The organism is Pseudomonas sp. P97.38 (assembly GCF_001269745.1).
GTDB classification, from domain to species: domain Bacteria; phylum Pseudomonadota; class Gammaproteobacteria; order Pseudomonadales; family Pseudomonadaceae; genus Aquipseudomonas; species Aquipseudomonas chlororaphis_E.
In genome coordinates this window covers 244045-259613 of the sequence record NZ_LHVJ01000015.1, presented here as the reverse complement: position 1 = coordinate 259613, position 15569 = coordinate 244045, and the positions used below count along the sequence as shown (strand labels likewise).

The 15569-nt window shown below is 61.1% G+C and carries 20 protein-coding genes; 8 read left to right on the top strand and 12 right to left on the bottom strand.

The annotated features are described in order from the left end of the window. Nucleotides 1–50 precede the first annotated feature (50 nt). Nucleotides 51–269, bottom strand: coding sequence for a DUF1127 domain-containing protein (locus AD664_RS11410; RefSeq protein ID WP_042728311.1), 219 nt, complete (start codon nucleotides 267–269; stop codon nucleotides 51–53). A gap of 97 nt (nucleotides 270–366) precedes the next feature. Here AD664_RS11410 and AD664_RS11405 point away from each other — a divergent pair, with 97 nt between their 5' ends. Further along, the gene (locus tag AD664_RS11405) at nucleotides 367–1221 is read left to right on the top strand and encodes a LysR substrate-binding domain-containing protein (RefSeq protein ID WP_172679721.1); all 855 of its coding nucleotides are present in this window, start codon (nucleotides 367–369) and stop codon (nucleotides 1219–1221) included. On the opposite strand, the gene AD664_RS11400 is transcribed toward AD664_RS11405, so the two are convergent. Beyond that, on the bottom strand, nucleotides 1211–1960 hold the full coding sequence (locus AD664_RS11400; RefSeq protein WP_042728313.1) for a sulfite exporter TauE/SafE family protein: 750 nt from the start codon (nucleotides 1958–1960) through the stop codon (nucleotides 1211–1213). The two genes, AD664_RS11405 and AD664_RS11400, sit on opposite strands and share 11 nt — an antisense overlap. 145 nt (nucleotides 1961–2105) lie before the next feature. On the opposite strand from AD664_RS11400, the gene AD664_RS11395 reads away from it, so the two are divergent. The 3 genes from AD664_RS11395 to AD664_RS11385 all read left to right on the top strand — a co-directional run bounded on the left by AD664_RS11395 (nucleotide 2106) and on the right by AD664_RS11385 (nucleotide 4382). Then, a complete protein-coding gene (locus AD664_RS11395; protein WP_042728314.1) occupies nucleotides 2106–2567 on the top strand; it encodes a MarR family winged helix-turn-helix transcriptional regulator in 462 nt (153 codons plus the stop codon). Between the two features lie 345 nt (nucleotides 2568–2912). Beyond that, nucleotides 2913–3332, top strand: a complete 420-nt coding sequence (locus tag AD664_RS11390) for an organic hydroperoxide resistance protein (protein WP_053146608.1) — start codon at nucleotides 2913–2915, stop codon at nucleotides 3330–3332. A 36-nt stretch (nucleotides 3333–3368) separates the two neighbouring features. Further along, the gene (locus AD664_RS11385; protein WP_042728316.1) at nucleotides 3369–4382 is read left to right on the top strand and encodes an alpha/beta hydrolase; all 1014 of its coding nucleotides are present in this window, start codon (nucleotides 3369–3371) and stop codon (nucleotides 4380–4382) included. Between the two features lie 121 nt (nucleotides 4383–4503). On the opposite strand, the gene AD664_RS11380 is transcribed toward AD664_RS11385, so the two are convergent. Both AD664_RS11380 and earP read right to left on the bottom strand, forming a co-directional pair. Further along, nucleotides 4504–5073, bottom strand: coding sequence for an elongation factor P (locus AD664_RS11380; RefSeq protein WP_003226785.1), 570 nt, complete (start codon nucleotides 5071–5073; stop codon nucleotides 4504–4506). A gap of 48 nt (nucleotides 5074–5121) precedes the next feature. Continuing rightward, nucleotides 5122–6255: an elongation factor P maturation arginine rhamnosyltransferase EarP gene (earP, locus tag AD664_RS11375; protein WP_053146603.1), complete on the bottom strand. Its 1134-nt coding sequence runs from the start codon at nucleotides 6253–6255 to the stop codon at nucleotides 5122–5124. 121 nt (nucleotides 6256–6376) lie between these two features. On the opposite strand from earP, the gene AD664_RS11370 reads away from it, so the two are divergent. Together AD664_RS11370 and AD664_RS11365 are read left to right on the top strand one after the other, a co-directional pair. Beyond that, nucleotides 6377–6763 (top strand): hypothetical protein, encoded by a 387-nt coding sequence (locus AD664_RS11370; RefSeq protein ID WP_042728318.1) that lies wholly within the window; start codon nucleotides 6377–6379, stop codon nucleotides 6761–6763. A 2-nt stretch (nucleotides 6764–6765) separates the two neighbouring features. Further along, complete coding sequence (locus tag AD664_RS11365; protein WP_053146601.1) at nucleotides 6766–7248, top strand: GreA/GreB family elongation factor; 483 nt, start codon at nucleotides 6766–6768, stop codon at nucleotides 7246–7248. Between the two features lie 9 nt (nucleotides 7249–7257). Here AD664_RS11365 and cysB read toward each other — a convergent pair whose 3' ends face one another. The 4 genes from cysB to AD664_RS11345 form a co-directional block, all read right to left on the bottom strand. Further along, nucleotides 7258–8232, bottom strand: coding sequence for an HTH-type transcriptional regulator CysB (gene cysB, locus AD664_RS11360; RefSeq protein ID WP_003183769.1), 975 nt, complete (start codon nucleotides 8230–8232; stop codon nucleotides 7258–7260). Between the two features lie 110 nt (nucleotides 8233–8342). Continuing rightward, nucleotides 8343–8843, bottom strand: a complete 501-nt coding sequence (locus AD664_RS11355; protein ID WP_042728320.1) for a universal stress protein — start codon at nucleotides 8841–8843, stop codon at nucleotides 8343–8345. 96 nt (nucleotides 8844–8939) lie between these two features. Beyond that, on the bottom strand, nucleotides 8940–9845 hold the full coding sequence (locus AD664_RS11350) for a 5'-nucleotidase (RefSeq protein WP_053147059.1): 906 nt from the start codon (nucleotides 9843–9845) through the stop codon (nucleotides 8940–8942). A gap of 18 nt (nucleotides 9846–9863) precedes the next feature. After that, nucleotides 9864–10817, bottom strand: coding sequence for a putative 2-dehydropantoate 2-reductase (locus AD664_RS11345; RefSeq protein ID WP_053146598.1), 954 nt, complete (start codon nucleotides 10815–10817; stop codon nucleotides 9864–9866). 223 nt (nucleotides 10818–11040) lie between these two features. On the opposite strand from AD664_RS11345, the gene AD664_RS11340 reads away from it, so the two are divergent. Further along, the gene (locus AD664_RS11340; protein ID WP_047737531.1) at nucleotides 11041–12117 is read left to right on the top strand and encodes a 3-deoxy-7-phosphoheptulonate synthase; all 1077 of its coding nucleotides are present in this window, start codon (nucleotides 11041–11043) and stop codon (nucleotides 12115–12117) included. A gap of 88 nt (nucleotides 12118–12205) precedes the next feature. Here the strand turns inward: AD664_RS11340 and AD664_RS11335 are convergent, their stop codons facing one another. Next, nucleotides 12206–12487, bottom strand: a complete 282-nt coding sequence (locus AD664_RS11335) for a GNAT family N-acetyltransferase (protein ID WP_042728324.1) — start codon at nucleotides 12485–12487, stop codon at nucleotides 12206–12208. Nucleotides 12488–13122: 635 nt separating this feature from the next. Here AD664_RS11335 and oprI point away from each other — a divergent pair. Then, nucleotides 13123–13374 carry an outer membrane lipoprotei OprI gene (gene oprI / locus AD664_RS11330; RefSeq protein WP_025113130.1) on the top strand — a complete coding sequence of 84 codons (252 nt, stop codon included), beginning with the start codon at nucleotides 13123–13125 and terminating at the stop codon, nucleotides 13372–13374. Between the two features lie 127 nt (nucleotides 13375–13501). Here the strand turns inward: oprI and AD664_RS11325 are convergent, their stop codons facing one another. The 3 genes from AD664_RS11325 to AD664_RS11315 form a co-directional block, all read right to left on the bottom strand. After that, nucleotides 13502–14473 carry a L,D-transpeptidase family protein gene (locus AD664_RS11325; protein ID WP_042728325.1) on the bottom strand — a complete coding sequence of 324 codons (972 nt, stop codon included), beginning with the start codon at nucleotides 14471–14473 and terminating at the stop codon, nucleotides 13502–13504. Between the two features lie 134 nt (nucleotides 14474–14607). Beyond that, nucleotides 14608–14901 carry a hypothetical protein gene (locus AD664_RS11320; protein ID WP_042728326.1) on the bottom strand — a complete coding sequence of 98 codons (294 nt, stop codon included), beginning with the start codon at nucleotides 14899–14901 and terminating at the stop codon, nucleotides 14608–14610. A 56-nt stretch (nucleotides 14902–14957) separates the two neighbouring features. Continuing rightward, a complete protein-coding gene (locus AD664_RS11315) occupies nucleotides 14958–15563 on the bottom strand; it encodes an arylesterase (RefSeq protein ID WP_042728327.1) in 606 nt (201 codons plus the stop codon). Between the last annotated feature and the right edge of the window lie 6 nt (nucleotides 15564–15569).

Below are 15569 nucleotides of genomic sequence, written 5' to 3'. Positions count from 1 at the left end.
CTGCTCGCAACCTACCTCACCAATAAGGGGTTTGTGTAGGGAAGGATGGCTCATTTGTGCATCGGGTCATCCCAGAATGGCCGGACCACTTCCCGTTCCACGTCGGCACGGCTGACGCCAATGTCCTTGAGTGCCTCGTCGCTCATGCCGGCCAGCAGTTCACGTTCGTGGTGCAATTCGTACCAGCGGCTAAACTTGTGCATCAGCGCGCTGAGCGAGAAGCCATGGGAGAGTTTGTCTACCAGTAGATATCCTTTTTGACCTTTCATCGTGATGTCCTCCGTTGGGGATGGCTCAAGTCTCGCGCCAACGCTAAGATCAATCCAACGAATGTTTTTTATGCAATACATCTCGGAGATTGATCAATTGTCGAGTTACCCGAGCATCGATACGGAAGTGCTGCGCACCTTCGTCGCCATCGCCGACCAGGGCGGTTTCACCCGCGCCGGCGAATTGGTCAATCGCACCCAATCGGCCGTCAGCATGCAGATGAAGCGATTGGAAGAGGATGTGCTGCAGCGGCGGCTGTTCGAGCGTGACGGGCGCCAGGTCAAGCTCACCGCCGAAGGCCAGGTGCTGCTCGGCTACGCCCGGCGGATCCTCAAGCTGCATAGCGAGGTGTTCAATACCCTGCGTGAACCGCACATGGTCGGCACGGTGCGCATTGGCACGCCGGACGACTACGTGATGCGGTTCCTACCGGGGATCCTGCAGCGCTTTGCCCAGTTCTATCCCCTGATAGAGATCGAGGTGCACTGCGAGTCGTCCAAGCAATTGTTGCTTCGCCAGGACCTGGACCTGTCCATCGTCACCCGCAAACCGGGGGACGAAATCGGCCAGCTGCTGCGCAAGGAACGTTTTGTCTGGGCCGAAGCCGCATGCTTCAACGTTCACGAACAAACGCCGTTGCCACTGGCGATGTTCAACAGCGATTGCTTCTGCCGGCAATGGGCCTGCAACGCACTGGATGCCATGGGCCGCGAGTATCGCGTGGCGTACAACAGTTCGAGCCTGTCGGCGCTCATGGCAGTGGTGGGCGCGGGCCTGGCCATCACCGCCCAGTTGGAAAGCCTGCTGACCCCGGACATGCGCGTGCTGGGCGAGGCCGAAGACCTGCCGGAATTGCCCGAGGCCAGCATCATGCTGATCCGCAACCTGCACAATCCGTCGCCGATCACCGAGTGCCTGGCCGAACACATTGTCGAAGGCTTCAAACTTTAAGGGCGAGCAGCACCGCGCATAGCACCAGGAAACCGCAGAACAGCCCGCGCAGCAGCCGCTCCGGCAAGGCATGGGCCACCTTCACGCCCCAACTGATGCTCAACAGGCCACCGACGGCCAGCGGCAGGCCTATGCTCCAGTCCACCTCGTGATGGAAGGCATACGTGGCGAGGGTCACGCCGGTGCTGGGCAAGGCCAGTGCCAGGGACAATCCTTGGGCAACGACCTGGGTGGTGCCGAACAGGCTGGTCAGGATCGGCGTTGCAACGACCGCCCCGCCCACACCGAACAACCCGCCCATGGCACCGGACGCCGCCCCCAATACACCGAGCCATGGCCAGCCATGACGCATCTGGGCCGAAGGCGGTGCCGTCGCGGTGAACATGCGGGCAAGGTTGTAGAGCGTCAGCGCCACCAGGAACGCCACGAAACCGATCCGCATGCTCTGGGCATCGATACCGACGGCCCAGATCGATCCGAGCCAGGCAAAACAGAAGCCCATGGACGCCAACGGCAGGACATGGCGCAGTTCGATACGATTGCGCTGGTGATAACGCCACAGCGCGAGCATGACATTGGGTACCACCATGACCAACGCCGTGCCTTGGGCCAGTTGCTGGTCAAGCCCGAACCATACGCCCAGCACCGGAATTGCAATCAGCCCGCCACCGATGCCAAACAATCCCCCCAAAGTGCCCAGCGCGGCACCGAACAACAGAAACACCACAAACTCGATCACAGACGACTCCCCTTTCACCAAGGCGCTTATCCTACGCAGTCGCCGCCAGCGAGGGAACGCAACATCTGATCAGATCGTCAGAATTATCTGGCGCATTAAAGATTCGCCCGCTAGATTCAGCTCATCTCTGTTTGAAGGTTCTGCCATGACCACCCAGCGCGACACCCCCGAAGCTTGCGAAGCCCTGTTGCTCGACAACCAGGTCTGCTTCGCCCTGCATTCCACCTCCTTGATGATGACCAAGGTCTACAAACCGCTGCTCCAGGCACTGGGCCTGACGTATCCGCAATACCTGGCAATGATGGTGCTGTGGGAAAAAGATGGCCTGACTGTCGGTGAAATCAGCACCCGCCTGCTCACCGATCCCGGCTCCCTTACCCCACTGCTCAAGCGCCTGGAAGCCGAAGGCCTGTTGAGCCGCACCCGCAGCCGCGAAGATGAGCGGGTGGTGATCGTCGAACTCACCGAGCAAGGCCGTGCCCTGCGCGAAAAAGCCCTCGGCATCCCCCAATGCATCCTCGCCGCCAGCGGCCAGACCATGGAGCAGTTGAAAAAACTGCAACTCGAGCTCCAGGCATTGCGCAGCCACCTGCAAGACACCCTATAGCCATCAGAACGTCCCGGTGGAGCGAGCCAATTCAGCACTTCAATAGTTGACGCACCGTTTCGCGAGCAGGCTCGCTCCCACCCTGGATCTTGGATAGGCGTACGTCCAGCCGCCCCCTGCTCGCGAAAGCGCCAGCCCCGCCACCAAAACCCTCCCCCACCAAAAAAATTTCACCCCCTTCAACAGCTCTAACTCAATAGTTTCAGCCTGATGAAAGGCCGTTCACCAAAACTTTTTCGAAAATTTATCTTGCGCACAAAACATTAGCGCTATACATTCTCTTCACACCTACTTAGCGCACAAACATTTAGCGCAAGTCATCAACCAGAAAATGAGGATTTCACCATGCAAACGCTCTATACCGCCATCGCAACCTCCACCGGCGGCCGTGACGGCCGCGCGATCTCCAGCGACAACATCCTCGACGTCAAGCTCGCCACCCCCAAGGAACTCGGCGGTGCCGGCGGTGCGGCAACCAACCCTGAGCAACTGTTCGCCGCCGGCTACTCGGCCTGCTTCATCGGCGCGCTGAAATTCGTCGCCAGCCAGGGCAAGCGCAAGATCCCGGACGACGCCTCGATCACCGCCCATGTCGGCATCGGCCAGATCCCCGGCGGTTTCGGCCTCGACATCGACCTGCACATCAGCCTGCCGGGCCTTGATCAAGCCGATGCCCATGCGCTGGTCGACGCGGCCCACCAGGTCTGCCCGTACTCCAACGCCACCCGCGGCAATGTCGATGTGCGCCTGCACGTCACGGTTTAACCCACCACTCCCGAATTCGAACCTAAGGACTCTCACATGAACACGCTCAGCAAAGCCTTGACCGGTACCCTCCTCGCCCTCAGCGTCAGCAGCGCTTTCGCCAACGGCATCGTGGAACACAACACCCAGGCATTTCTCGATGCGCTGAACGCCGGCACCGGCAAGCCACTGGAACAACTGTCGCCCAAGGACGCTCGCGCCGTGCTGGTAGGCGCCCAGGCCGGGGTCAAGCTGACCTTGCCCAAGGCTGATGTCAGTGAGAAAACCATCCAGGCCGATGGCCAGTCGATCAGCCTGACCATCGTTCGTCCGGCCGGGGTCAAGGGTGAGTTGCCCGTGTTCATGTTCTTCCACGGCGGCGGCTGGGTACTGGGCGATTTCCCGACCCACGAGCGGCTGGTTCGAGACCTGGTGGCGGGTTCGGGTGCTGTCGCGGTGTTCGTCAACTACACGCCTTCACCCGAGGCGCATTACCCGGTGGCGATCAACCAGGCCTACGCCGCGACGAAATGGGTGGCCGAACACGGCAAGCAGATCAATGTCGACGGCAAGCGCCTGGCGGTGGTCGGCAACAGCGTGGGTGGCAACATGGCGGCCGTCGTGGCCCTGATGGCCAAGGACAAGGGCACCCCGGCGATCCGCTTCCAGGCGCTGCTGTGGCCAGTGACCGATGCCAGCTTCGAGACCGCGTCCTACAACCAGTTCGCCGAAGGGCATTTCCTCAGCAAGAACATGATGAAATGGTTCTGGGATAACTACACCACCGACGCTGGGCAACGCAGCGAGATCTATGCCTCGCCGTTGCGGGCCAGTACCGCGCAGCTCAAGGGCCTGCCGCCAGCGCTGGTCCAGACCGCCGAGGCCGATGTCTTGCGTGATGAAGGTGAAGCCTATGCGCGCAAACTGGACGCCGCCGGAGTGCCGGTCACGGCCGTGCGCTACAACGGCATGATCCACGACTACGGTTTGCTCAACGTGGTCAGCCAAGTGCCAGCGGTGCGCTCGGCGATGTTGCAAGTGTCGCAAGAGTTGAAACAGCATTTGAAGTGACTGCACGCCGAAACTCTTGTGGCGAGGGAGCTTGCTCCCTCGCCACGGGCGATTTGCTGCGTAGTCCTGAAATAAAAAAGCCCGACTCGATGGTCGGGCTTTTTTCATGCAAAGGCTTCGCTTATTTGGCGCGGCCTTTGTAGGAACCGCCTTCGCGGGTATCGATCTCGATCATGTCACCGATTTCGATGAAGTCGGCCACCGACAGTTCGGTACCGTTCTTCAGTTTGGCAGGCTTCATGACCTTGCCGGAAGTGTCGCCGCGAGCGGAACCTTCGGTGTAGTCAACCTGACGCACGATGGTGGTCGGCAGCTCTACAGACACCAGGCGCTCTTCGAAGAACACGGCTTCGCAGACGTCGGTCATGCCTTCTTCCACGAATGGCAGAACGCTTTCGATGTCTTCGGCGTTCAGCTCGTACATGGTGTAGTCAGTGGTGTCCATGAACGTGTAGGTGTCGCCGCTGATGAAGGACAGGGTCGCTTCCTTGCGGTCGAGGATCACGTCGTCCAGTTTGTCGTCCGCACCGTAAACGGTTTCGGTCTTGTAACCGGTCAGCAGGTTCTTCAGCTTGGTCTTCATGATCGCGCTGTTACGACCCGACTTGGTGAATTCAGCTTTCTGAACCAGCCAAGGATCGTTGTCGATACGAATCACGGTACCGGGTTTGAGTTCTTTACCAGTTTTCATTGCGAATATCCGAATTTGGATGGGATTTACAAAAATCTAGGCCGCGTATCATATCCAATTTCCATAAAACTTCACCAGCGCCGCGGCAAGATCGGGTCGCGAGGCCTGTTCCAGACACCACGCCTGGGCATGTTCGGCCAGTTCCTGCTGCTGTTGGCGGGTCGATCGCCAGTGTTCGGCCATGTCCTGGCCGGCATTCCAGGCCCGCCAAAGACCGCTGATCGCTTTTTGCGCCGCCTCCGAAAGACCCTGGGTGTACAGCCTGAGGAACGCCTCGAGCTTTTCCAGGTGGACGTCTTCTTCCTGCTGGTAGATATGCCAGAGCAGTGGCCGGCCAGCCCATTGGGCACGGACGAAGGAGTCTTCGCCACGCACGGCATTGAAATCGCAGCACCACAACAGTTGATCGTATTCGTCCTGGCGGATGAACGGCAGCACCTGCACCGTCAGGGCGCCGCGTCGATGCACCGCACCCACGGCCAGGCCATCGACCCCGAGCCAGCGCTGGACATCCCCCAGCACCCGCCCTTCGGGCACCAGCACGTGAAACGCCTGGGTACCGGCGGCCATGGCGTCGAACCAACTGGCGAGCCCGGTGTTTTCATAGGCGAACAGCGAGATCAGGCACGCATCGGGCGACCGCTCGACGCCCAGCCCCTGTAGGAAAAGCGTCTGCGCCTGGGCATCCTGCTGAAATTGCCGACGGCGCTCCAGCAGGCCCGCTTCGCGCAACAAGCCTCCGGTGCCCTGTGCAAAGCCCGGGAAAAAGAAATACTTCTGCACGTGGTGGTACTTGACTGACGGCAAGCCGTGGCAACCGATTACCCAGTCTTCGGCACTCAGGTAGTCGAGGTTCATCCACAACGGCGGTGTCGGGCGCTCGGCCATCGCGTCCATGTAGGCACTTGGCAGTTGGCAGGCGAACGCGGCAATCACCACGTCGGCGGCTTCGGTGGTCGGCCATTGCTGCGGCCAGTGGCGCACCTCCACACCCTGCTGCCATTGCTCGGACAATGTGGTGTCGACCTCCGGGCACAGCCGCTCGAACGCCCGCAGGTCGTCGACCCACAGCCGCACCACGCATCGATGCTCGGCCACCAGTTGCCGAGCCAGGCGCCACGTGACGCCAATGTCGCCAAAGTTATCGACGACGGTGCAAAAAATATCCCAGCGCACGGTCATTCCCGACTCTCTGTGGCAAAGGCCTGATTGTCCCGAATAAACCAGGCATGCAGAAGAGCCGACGGCGATTAATCTTCATGCGACAATCATTGCCTGCCCATGCCCCTGCCAGGAAGCAGCCATGTCTGATTACCCGCCCGCCCCACGTCTTTCAGCCTTGAAACTGACCGTCAGTATTGCCCTTGGCCTGTGGCTGGGGTTCCTTGCCATTGTCCTGACGGGCTGGCTCATGTCGCGATTGTTCCTGGGTGAAACCCTGGCGCCGGTCGCCGCTGCCGTGCATCAACTGGCGCAACCACCGGCGGCGCAACCGGCCCCGCCACCGCCCACGCCAATGTTCGAGCAATACCAGCAGAACCTGCAACGCAACGAGCAGCGGCAAGCGCTGGACCAGGTCCGCAACAACCCCCGCAACCTGTCCAACCCCAAGTGCCAGTTCTGGTTGCAACAGGACCAGAACGCGCCCAGCGAAAAAAGCCGCGCCAACGTGCTGCAATTCTGCGAGTGAGCATGAACAAACAGACCGTCCACCAACTGATCCTGGACAAGCTCAGGATCGATCTCGACATCGCCGAACGCGCGGCCCTGACCGCGTATGAAACCGCGACCCACGAAGAAAACATCGCCGAGAACAAATACGACACCCTCGGCCTTGAGGCCGCCTACCTCGCCGCCGGCCAGGCCAGGCGCGTGGAGGAAATCCGCCAGGCCCTCACCCTTTGCCAGAACCTTTCGCCCAGGCCCTACAGCGAGCAGCGCGGGATCGAGGTCGGTACGTTGATCGGGCTGGAGGATGAAGACGGCCGCCAGCAGTGGCTGTTCCTGGGGCCGGATGCGGCAGGGTTGAAAGTCTCGCTGGTGGGCCAGCCGATCACGGTCATCACCCCTCGCTCGCCGCTGGGCCGGGGCCTACTGGGCAAGTTCGAAGGGGATGAAGTGGAGATTGTCGTGGCGGGCGCCCGGCAACAGTTCGCTGTCACCGAGGCGATCTAGAAACCTGGCTTAATGCACGGGCAGTTCGACACCGTCGAACAGCTCTTCGAGTTCCTGCTTGTTGTGGCACTGGATGGCCTTGGCCATGACTTCACGGGTCAGGTGCGGTGCGAACTTCTCGATGAAATCGCACATGAAGCCACGCAGGAAAGTACCGCGACGGAAACCGATCTTGGTCACGCTGGACTCGAACAACTCGCTGGCATCCAGCACCACCAGGTCATTGTCGAGCTTGGTGTCGACCGCCATCTTGGCCACGATGCCCACGCCCAGGCCGAGGCGCACGTAGGTCTTGATCACGTCGGCGTCGGCGGCGGTGAACACCACCTTGGGGGTCAGGCCGCGATGGCTGAAGGCTTCGTCGAGCTTCGAACGACCGGTGAAACCGAAGACGTAGGTCACGATCGGGTACTCGGCCAGGGCTTCGAGGGTCAGCTTCGGCAACTTGGTCAGGGGATGGCCCTGGGGCACGACCACACAGCGGTTCCAGCGGTAGCACGGCATCATCACCAGGTCGCCGAACAGCTCCAGGGCCTCGGTGGCGATGGCGAAATCCACGGTGCCGTCGGCGGCCATTTCGGCGATCTGCATCGGCGAGCCCTGGTGCATGTGCAGCGCCACGTCCGGGTATTGCTTGATGAAATTGCTGATCACCGGCGGCAGTGCATAACGGGCCTGGGTGTGGGTGGTGGCGATCGACAGGGTGCCCTTTTTCTCGTTGGAGAACTCCTGGGCGATCTGCTTGATGCTTTCGACCTTGCGCAGGATCTCGCCGGCCGTGGTGATGATGCGCTCACCCGCCGGGGTTACGCGGGTCAGGTGCTTGCCGCTGCGGGCGAAGACTTCGACGCCCAGTTCGTCTTCCAACAGGCGGATCTGCTTGCTGATGCCGGGTTGTGACGTGTACAGGCTCTGGGCAGTAGCGGAAACGTTGAGGTCGTGGTGCGCCACTTCCCAGATGTAGCGCAGTTGTTGAAGCTTCATATGTATCCCTCAAAGCAGTTGGACGCCACGGGCATCAGCGACGGTATATAACTATATGAAAGGTTTTGGCAATAAATCTAGAACTTTTTATAAAAAGCCATCATTTAGCCTCAAGCCTCTCCCTGGCGTCGACGCTGCACCAGCGGCACGAGGTAGACCGGCACCCGGGACAACTGCAATACCCGGGCGGCAGTCCTGCCCAGGGGGCTTTCTCCATTGGCCCCCTGGCAATGACTGCCGACGATCAGCAAATCGACCGAGAGCTTCGCAGCCTGCTCGAGGATGACCTGGGAAGGATCACCCTGGAAAACCCTGACCGACTTGATCAGTTGCAAGTCCTGCTGCCCTTCGCCCAACTCCTCGCGAAAACTGTCGAGCACCCGTTGCTCAATGTTGGCCATCACCGTATTCAGACCTTGGCGATGAAATTCGTTCAGCGCCTGCTCGTCGAGATAGCTTTGCAACACCGATTCGGCGAACAACCCCATCGGCTCTACCGCATGCACCACATACAACTCGGCTTTAAACGTCCGTGCCAACGCCAAGGCATGCTGCATCACATAAGGGGCGTAGAGCCCCAGGTCTGTGGCGTACAGCATCGAACGGATCATGTGACCTCCTCGCGTGCCAGAATGGCGGAGATGGATTGAGCTTAGCAGCGCCTTCGCCAGCACGACGTGCGGCTTGGCGTCCTGGGCAACCGGTCGTCAGGGCTTCACCTCGTTACTGATGCCATGGGGAACGTGCCCCGTGGCGACCACCTCGCGGGCGAGTTCGCAGTGGCCTGTCTGGTCGTCGAAAAACACGTCGGCGGCGAAGGCTTCGAGGAATGCCGACTTGGTCAGGCCGCCAAGGAACAGCGACTCGTCCAGGCGAATATCCCACTCACGCAAGGTACGGATGACCCGCTCGTGAGCCGGTGCCGAACGGGCCGTCACCAGCGCCGTGCGAATCGGGCAAGCGTCCTCGGGAAACTCGCGTTGCAGGGCATTGAGCGCGGCCAGGAAGCCCTTGAACGGTCCGCCTCGCAATGGCTCGCGGGCCGCCTGCCGTTCGCTGGCCTGGAACGCTTCGAGGCCACCGGTCTGATAGACGCGCTCCGACTCATCGGAGAACAGCACCGCGTCGCCGTCGAACGCGATGCGCAATTCCTCGCTGGCGGCGCGGCTGGCACCGCCGGAGAGAATGGTCGCCGCGGCGAACCCGGCGTCAAGGGCACTGCGCACGTCTTCGGCATGGGTGGACAAGAACAGATCGCAACCGAACGCCTTCAGGTAGGGATAAGGACTGCGGCCACCAACGAACGCAGCACGCGAGATCGCCAGGCCATAATGACCAATCGAGTTGAACACCCGAAGGCCGGTGTCGGCACTGTTGCGCGAGACCAGCACCACTTCGACCCGGGCACGCCCCAGGTGCGCATTGAGGCTCAGCAGTTTCTCCACCAGGGCGAACGCGTCTCCCCGCGCCAGGACTTCGTCTTCGTGCTCGATCTGGTATTGCCGGTAGGCCTCGACGCCACTGGACAGGTACACTTTGTGGCTTTCGCTGAGGTCGAACAACGCCCGCGATGAAATCGCCAGCACCAGCTTGTCGTCAATGTTGTTTGCCATGTCGCCCCCCATCCGCGATCAGCGGTTATGCCGATCCATGAACGCCAACGCCTGGTACAAGGCTTCGATTTTCGGCAGCGCACACCCCGCCGCTTTCGCCGCCGCCAACGGCCGGGCGTAGATCGCCTCCAATTCCAGCGCGCGTTTGTGCAGATGATCGTGGTGCATGCTCGGCCAGTAGTCGGGCATCTTCTCGGTCATCGTGAACAGGTAGTCGGCGTAGCCCGGTGCGATGTGATGGCCGCAGGCCTGGGCCCCCTGCACCACTTCGCGCATCAATGCCTGGATCAGCTCGCGACTGGCGGCATCGGCCATCAACGGCGTGGTGCTGGCCCCCAGCAACACCGAAAGACCGTTGTAGGGCACGTTCCACACCAATTTCTGCCAACGGGCCTGTTGCAGGTCGGCCATGGCCTGGGCATCGATGCCGGCATGGCGAAACAGCGTCGCGGCCTCTTCGACAATCAGCATGCGTTCAGCCTGATCGCCGCACGGGCCGCTGTGGTAACCGATGTTGACCGCGCCCAGCGCCTGGTGAGTGATGACACCGGGACCGGCCCGATGAACACAGATCAGGCAGAGCCCGCCCAACAGGTGCAGCGAGTCGGGCAGCAAGGGGCGCAGCGCCTCCTCGACATCCAGGCCGTTCTGCAATAGCAGGACCTTTGCCCCGGGCGCAGCCGCCTGGCGGATGACCGGGGCCAACTCGGCGTTGCTGGTGGTCTTGGCACCCACCAGCAGCCAGTCGCAGGGCGGCATCTCGGCCGCCGAGCGGTAGGCCTGGACCGGGTTGAGGGCCAATGCGCCATGAACCGCACTGTCGACCCGCAACCCACCTTCGGCCACCGCATTGAACTCACTGCGCAGCAAGAAGTGCACGTCGAAACCGGCACGCGCCAGCATCACGCCATAGAACCCGCCAATCGCCCCGGTGCCGATCATGCCGATCCGCGGTTTAACCCCTGCCTGCATCTTTGCGACTCCTCTGGTAAACGGCCCTGCACATCATTGCACAGCCCCCCGGGACTCGGGGACTTATCCCACCGGGGATAAATCCCCTTCAAACCGGCCCCTGCCCATTGTCGAGCCCCCTCGTAACGCGATAAGGTTCGGCTCCCCGACGCGCTTAAATCCGCTGTGCACCGCCGCGCGGGGATCGCTGGCGGCCGGCACCCGTGACCTGACGAGTAACACGATGGCTGATTTACCGATCAATGACCTTAACGTCGCCTCCAACGAAACCCTCATCACGCCTGACCAGCTCAAGCGCGATATCCCCCTGAGCGACGCTGCCCTGCGCACCGTGACCAAGGGCCGGGAAGTCATCCGTAATATCCTCGACGGCAGCGACCATCGCCTGTTCGTGGTCATCGGGCCCTGCTCGATCCATGACATCAAGGCCGCCCACGAATACGCCGAGCGCCTGAAGGTCCTGGCGGCGGAAGTGTCCGATACCCTGTACCTGGTGATGCGGGTGTATTTCGAGAAGCCGCGTACCACCGTCGGCTGGAAAGGCCTGATCAACGACCCGTACCTGGACGACTCGTTCAAGATCCAGGACGGCCTGCACATCGGTCGTCAATTGTTGCTGGACCTGGCTGAAATGGGCCTGCCCACCGCCACCGAAGCGCTGGACCCGATCTCGCCGCAATACCTGCAGGACCTGATCAGCTGGTCGGCCATCGGTGCGCGCACCACCGAATCCCAGACTCACCGCGAGATGGCCTCCGGCCTGTCCTCGGCGGTGGGCTTCAAGAACGGCACCGACGGTGGCCTGACCGTGGCCATCAACGCCTTGCAATCGGTTTCCAGCCCTCACCGCTTCCTGGGCATCAACCAGGAAGGCGGCGTATCGATCGTCACCACCAAGGGCAACGCCTACGGTCACGTCGTGCTGCGCGGTGGCAACGGCAAGCCGAACTACGACTCGGTCAGTGTCGCGCTGTGTGAACAGGCGCTGAACAAGGCGAAGATCAAGCCGAACATCATGGTCGACTGCAGCCACGCCAACTCCAACAAAGACCCGGCCTTGCAACCGCTGGTGATGGAGAACGTGGCCAACCAGATCCTGGAAGGCAACCAGTCGATCATCGGCCTGATGGTCGAAAGCCATCTGAACTGGGGTTGCCAGGCGATCCCGAAAGACCTCGCCGACTTGCAGTACGGCGTCTCCATCACCGATGCCTGCATCGACTGGAGCGCGACCGAGAACACCCTGCGCAGCATGCACGCCAAACTCAAGGACGTGCTGCCCAAGCGTCAGCGCGGCTGATCGAGCGTCTTCCCTGCCAGGAAGATCGAGGCAAAAAAAATGCCGGGCTTTTCAGCCCGGCATTTTTCATTGGGGAATCCGTCTTCGGTCAAAGCTTCGCCGCGTGCCGCTGGTGACGCTCCATGTAGCGCTCCACGTAGGAGCAGGACGGGATCACCGTGTAGCCCATCTCTTCGGCGTACTGCAGCGCCTTTTCGGTCAACGCCGCCGCAATGCCCCGGCCGCGCAGGGCGTTGGGCACGAAGGTGCGATAGATGTCCAGGGTCTGCTTGCCCAGGTCCATATAGGTCAGATAGGCACGATGACCGTCCACGGTGGTCTCGAATTGATGACCAGCCTGGTCATGGTGGATGGACAACGCCTCGCTCATCACTACTCCTCGCGGGTCTGAATGCTGACCCCTACCTTACCGATGTTTTTCCGGCGAAGGAACATCTACGCCACCCCGTGCCTTCCTGGTCACCGAGCGCCAAAACCGATCCGCTCAAACCCGAGCACGTCGTGAATAGTAGGCACCAATGACGCAAATGCTCAAGACACACCTGTCATCGAAGGGGTAACCTCGTCGGTTTTATCGACCGGGCGCCATCGCCGTGCTGAAGTCGGTGTCGCGGTGCAATAGCTGAACATCGCCAGTTGTTGAGTCTTGAGACGAGCGCCGGTAGTTAAAGTCACCGCCAAGACCCAATAAAGATGCCTGGGACATTGCGCAAAAAATGTACAAAAGTCTAGGCGAATCAATCAACAACGACGTTAGCGGGCCTTTGGGGAGTTGATCCCGGCGCGGAACTTTTCTTCATCTAGGCACTCCAGTCTGGGGCTTGGCGCTGGTGCTTGTTCAACAGCGCATAGAAAAGTTGCTCGAAAAAGAATCACCGCCTACAATTTTTTTGCTTCTTGCGTTACGTCAGTTTACTTACTACAAGTAATGGGTAGTATGTACGCCGGCTAACTCCTCAGTCTGGGGAGACAGTCACTAATAGAAAGTCCTTGAAGGGGAACACGATGAACAACGTTCTGAAATTCTCTGCTTTGGCCCTGGCCGCAGTTCTGGCTACCGGTTGCAGCAGCGCATCGAAAGAAACCGAAGCACGTCTGACTGCTACCGAAGACGCAGCCGCTCGCGCCCAAGCTCGTGCAGACGAAGCTTACCGTAAAGCTGATGAAGCTCTGGCTGCTGCTCAAAAAGCACAACAGACTGCTGACGAAGCTAACGAGCGTGCTCTGCGCATGCTGGACAAAGCTAGCCGCAAGTAATAGTCCTTCGGGATTGTTATCGAGCCGACCCATTCATGGGTCGGCTTTTTTATTGCCCGGTGTTTTTTCCGGGCAATAAAAAACCCGCCGACCTCGCGAGACGTCGGCGGGTTGCCTTGGAGCGTTATTACTGCTGCAGGTCGATCGGTGCACTCGAGACCATCGGGGCCGACGTGCTCGGCACGGCGATCTCCACCGGCAGGCCATCTTCGGCCGCCACCACGTCCCGCACCACATCCCAGTTCATGCGCAGGTTGCTGGTGATGTCTTCGCGCTTGAGCATCGCGTTGATCACCGCCGTGTGCTTGTCCACCACCGACGGGTTGCCGTTGTCATCCAGCGGCGTGTGGGCTTCGAGGTAGACCTTGCCGCCGCTCAAGCCCAGTTTGTAGGGGTCGTTGATGATCCGCACCGACGTGCCCACCGGCACCATGCCGGCCATTTCCAGGACGTTGTTGTTGAACATCCGGAAGCAACCGTGGCTGGTACGCATGCCGATGCCGAATTTCTTGTTCGAACCATGGATCAGGTAGCCCGGGGTGCCCAGGGTGAACTTGAAAGGCCCCAGCGGGTTATCCGGGCCGGCCGGCACCACATTCGGCAGCGGGTCGCCATCGGCGGCGTGCTCGGCCTTGATCGAGGCTGGCGGGGTCCATGTCGGGTTAGGCGTCTTGGCAATGATGCTGGTGTGGGCGATCGGCGAGCCCCAGCCTTCACGGCCGATCCCCAGCGGGAAGGTGTAGACCACGTTCCGGCCCTTGGGGAAGTAGTAGAGGCGGTACTCGGCCAGGTTGATCACGATCCCCTCGCGCGGCCCCGGCGGCAGGATGAAGCGGGTCGGCAGCACGATCTCGGTGCCCGCGCCCGGCAACCAGGGGTCGACGCCCGGGTTGGCCGCGACCATCTCGGTGTAGCCCAGGTCATAGGTGGTGCCCAGGTCGGCGAAGGTGTCTTCGTACTTGGCCTTGATGACTTGCACCTGGCCGATGATGTCTTCACCCGGCGGTGGCAAAGGCAGCTCCAGTGCTGCAACGGGGCCGGCCATACACAGGGCGGCTAGAGACAGGCAGCGGGCGACGGCAGGCAAGCGCGGCAACATCCGGGAAATCCTTCGCAGATCGAACAGAGGGTATGAAAGCGCCGATTGTACACCGCAGCCTGTTACTTCGGGGAGGGCGGCATCAAGGCGTCCGATGTGCAGCAGATCGAGGGCTGCACAGACTCCCACAGGCATTACAGCTCGAACCGCAGCTCCGGCCAGATCGGCGAGGTGCCGCGCTTCTGGGATTCGAGGATCGCCCGGCACAAGGAACACAGGCGATGGTCCTGGAAGATCCGCCGATCGACACTCGACCAGCGCGGCTGGGCCGGCAACAGACTGCCGCAGAGCGTACGGTCGGCGGAGCCGCCAAGTTCCAACTGCCGAGTCACCAGATGCACCCGCACTTCCTGGCAGGCGAACAGGTCCAGCTGCTCGTCAGGCTCGATCAGTTGGTAGGCAAACAAGGACCAGGCGGGACGCGGCATCGGGGGCTCCAAATCGGGGGCGCCACATTAGCCGAAAGCCCGCCTCTAGAAAAGCGTCAAAGCAGCGGTTTCAGCGTCGGCCAGACATTTTCCAGCAACTTGCCCTGGGCGGCGACGGACGGGTGCAATCCGTCGCCCTGCATCATCCCCGGAACACCGCCGACGTCCTTGAGGAAAAACGGCACGAGGGGCACTTTCTTCTCCTCGGCCAGGGTGCTGTAGACCTGGGCAAACGCATCGGTGTACCGCCGCCCATAGTTGGGCGGCAGTTGCATGCCCAGCAGCAGGACCTTGGCACCGCTGGCACGGGCGCTGTCGATCATCGCCGCAAGGTTTTGTTGCAATTGTGTTGGCGGTTGTCCGCGCAAGCCATCGTTGCCCCCCAGCTCCAGGACCACCAGGTCCGGTTTATGGGCTGCAAGCAGCGCCGGCAGCCGCGCCTGGCCTCCCGCGCTGGTGTCGCCACTGATCGACGCATTGACCACTTTGTCGTCAAAACCCTCGGCCTTGAGCCGTTGTTCGAGCAACGACACCCAGCCCTGCCGGGTATCCAGGCCGAAAGCCGCGCTGATACTATCGCCAACGATCAGGACTGTACCCGCCGCTGCGTTCTGGACCATGCACATCAAGGCCAGGCCGGCACTCAAAAACCACACACGCATCGGATT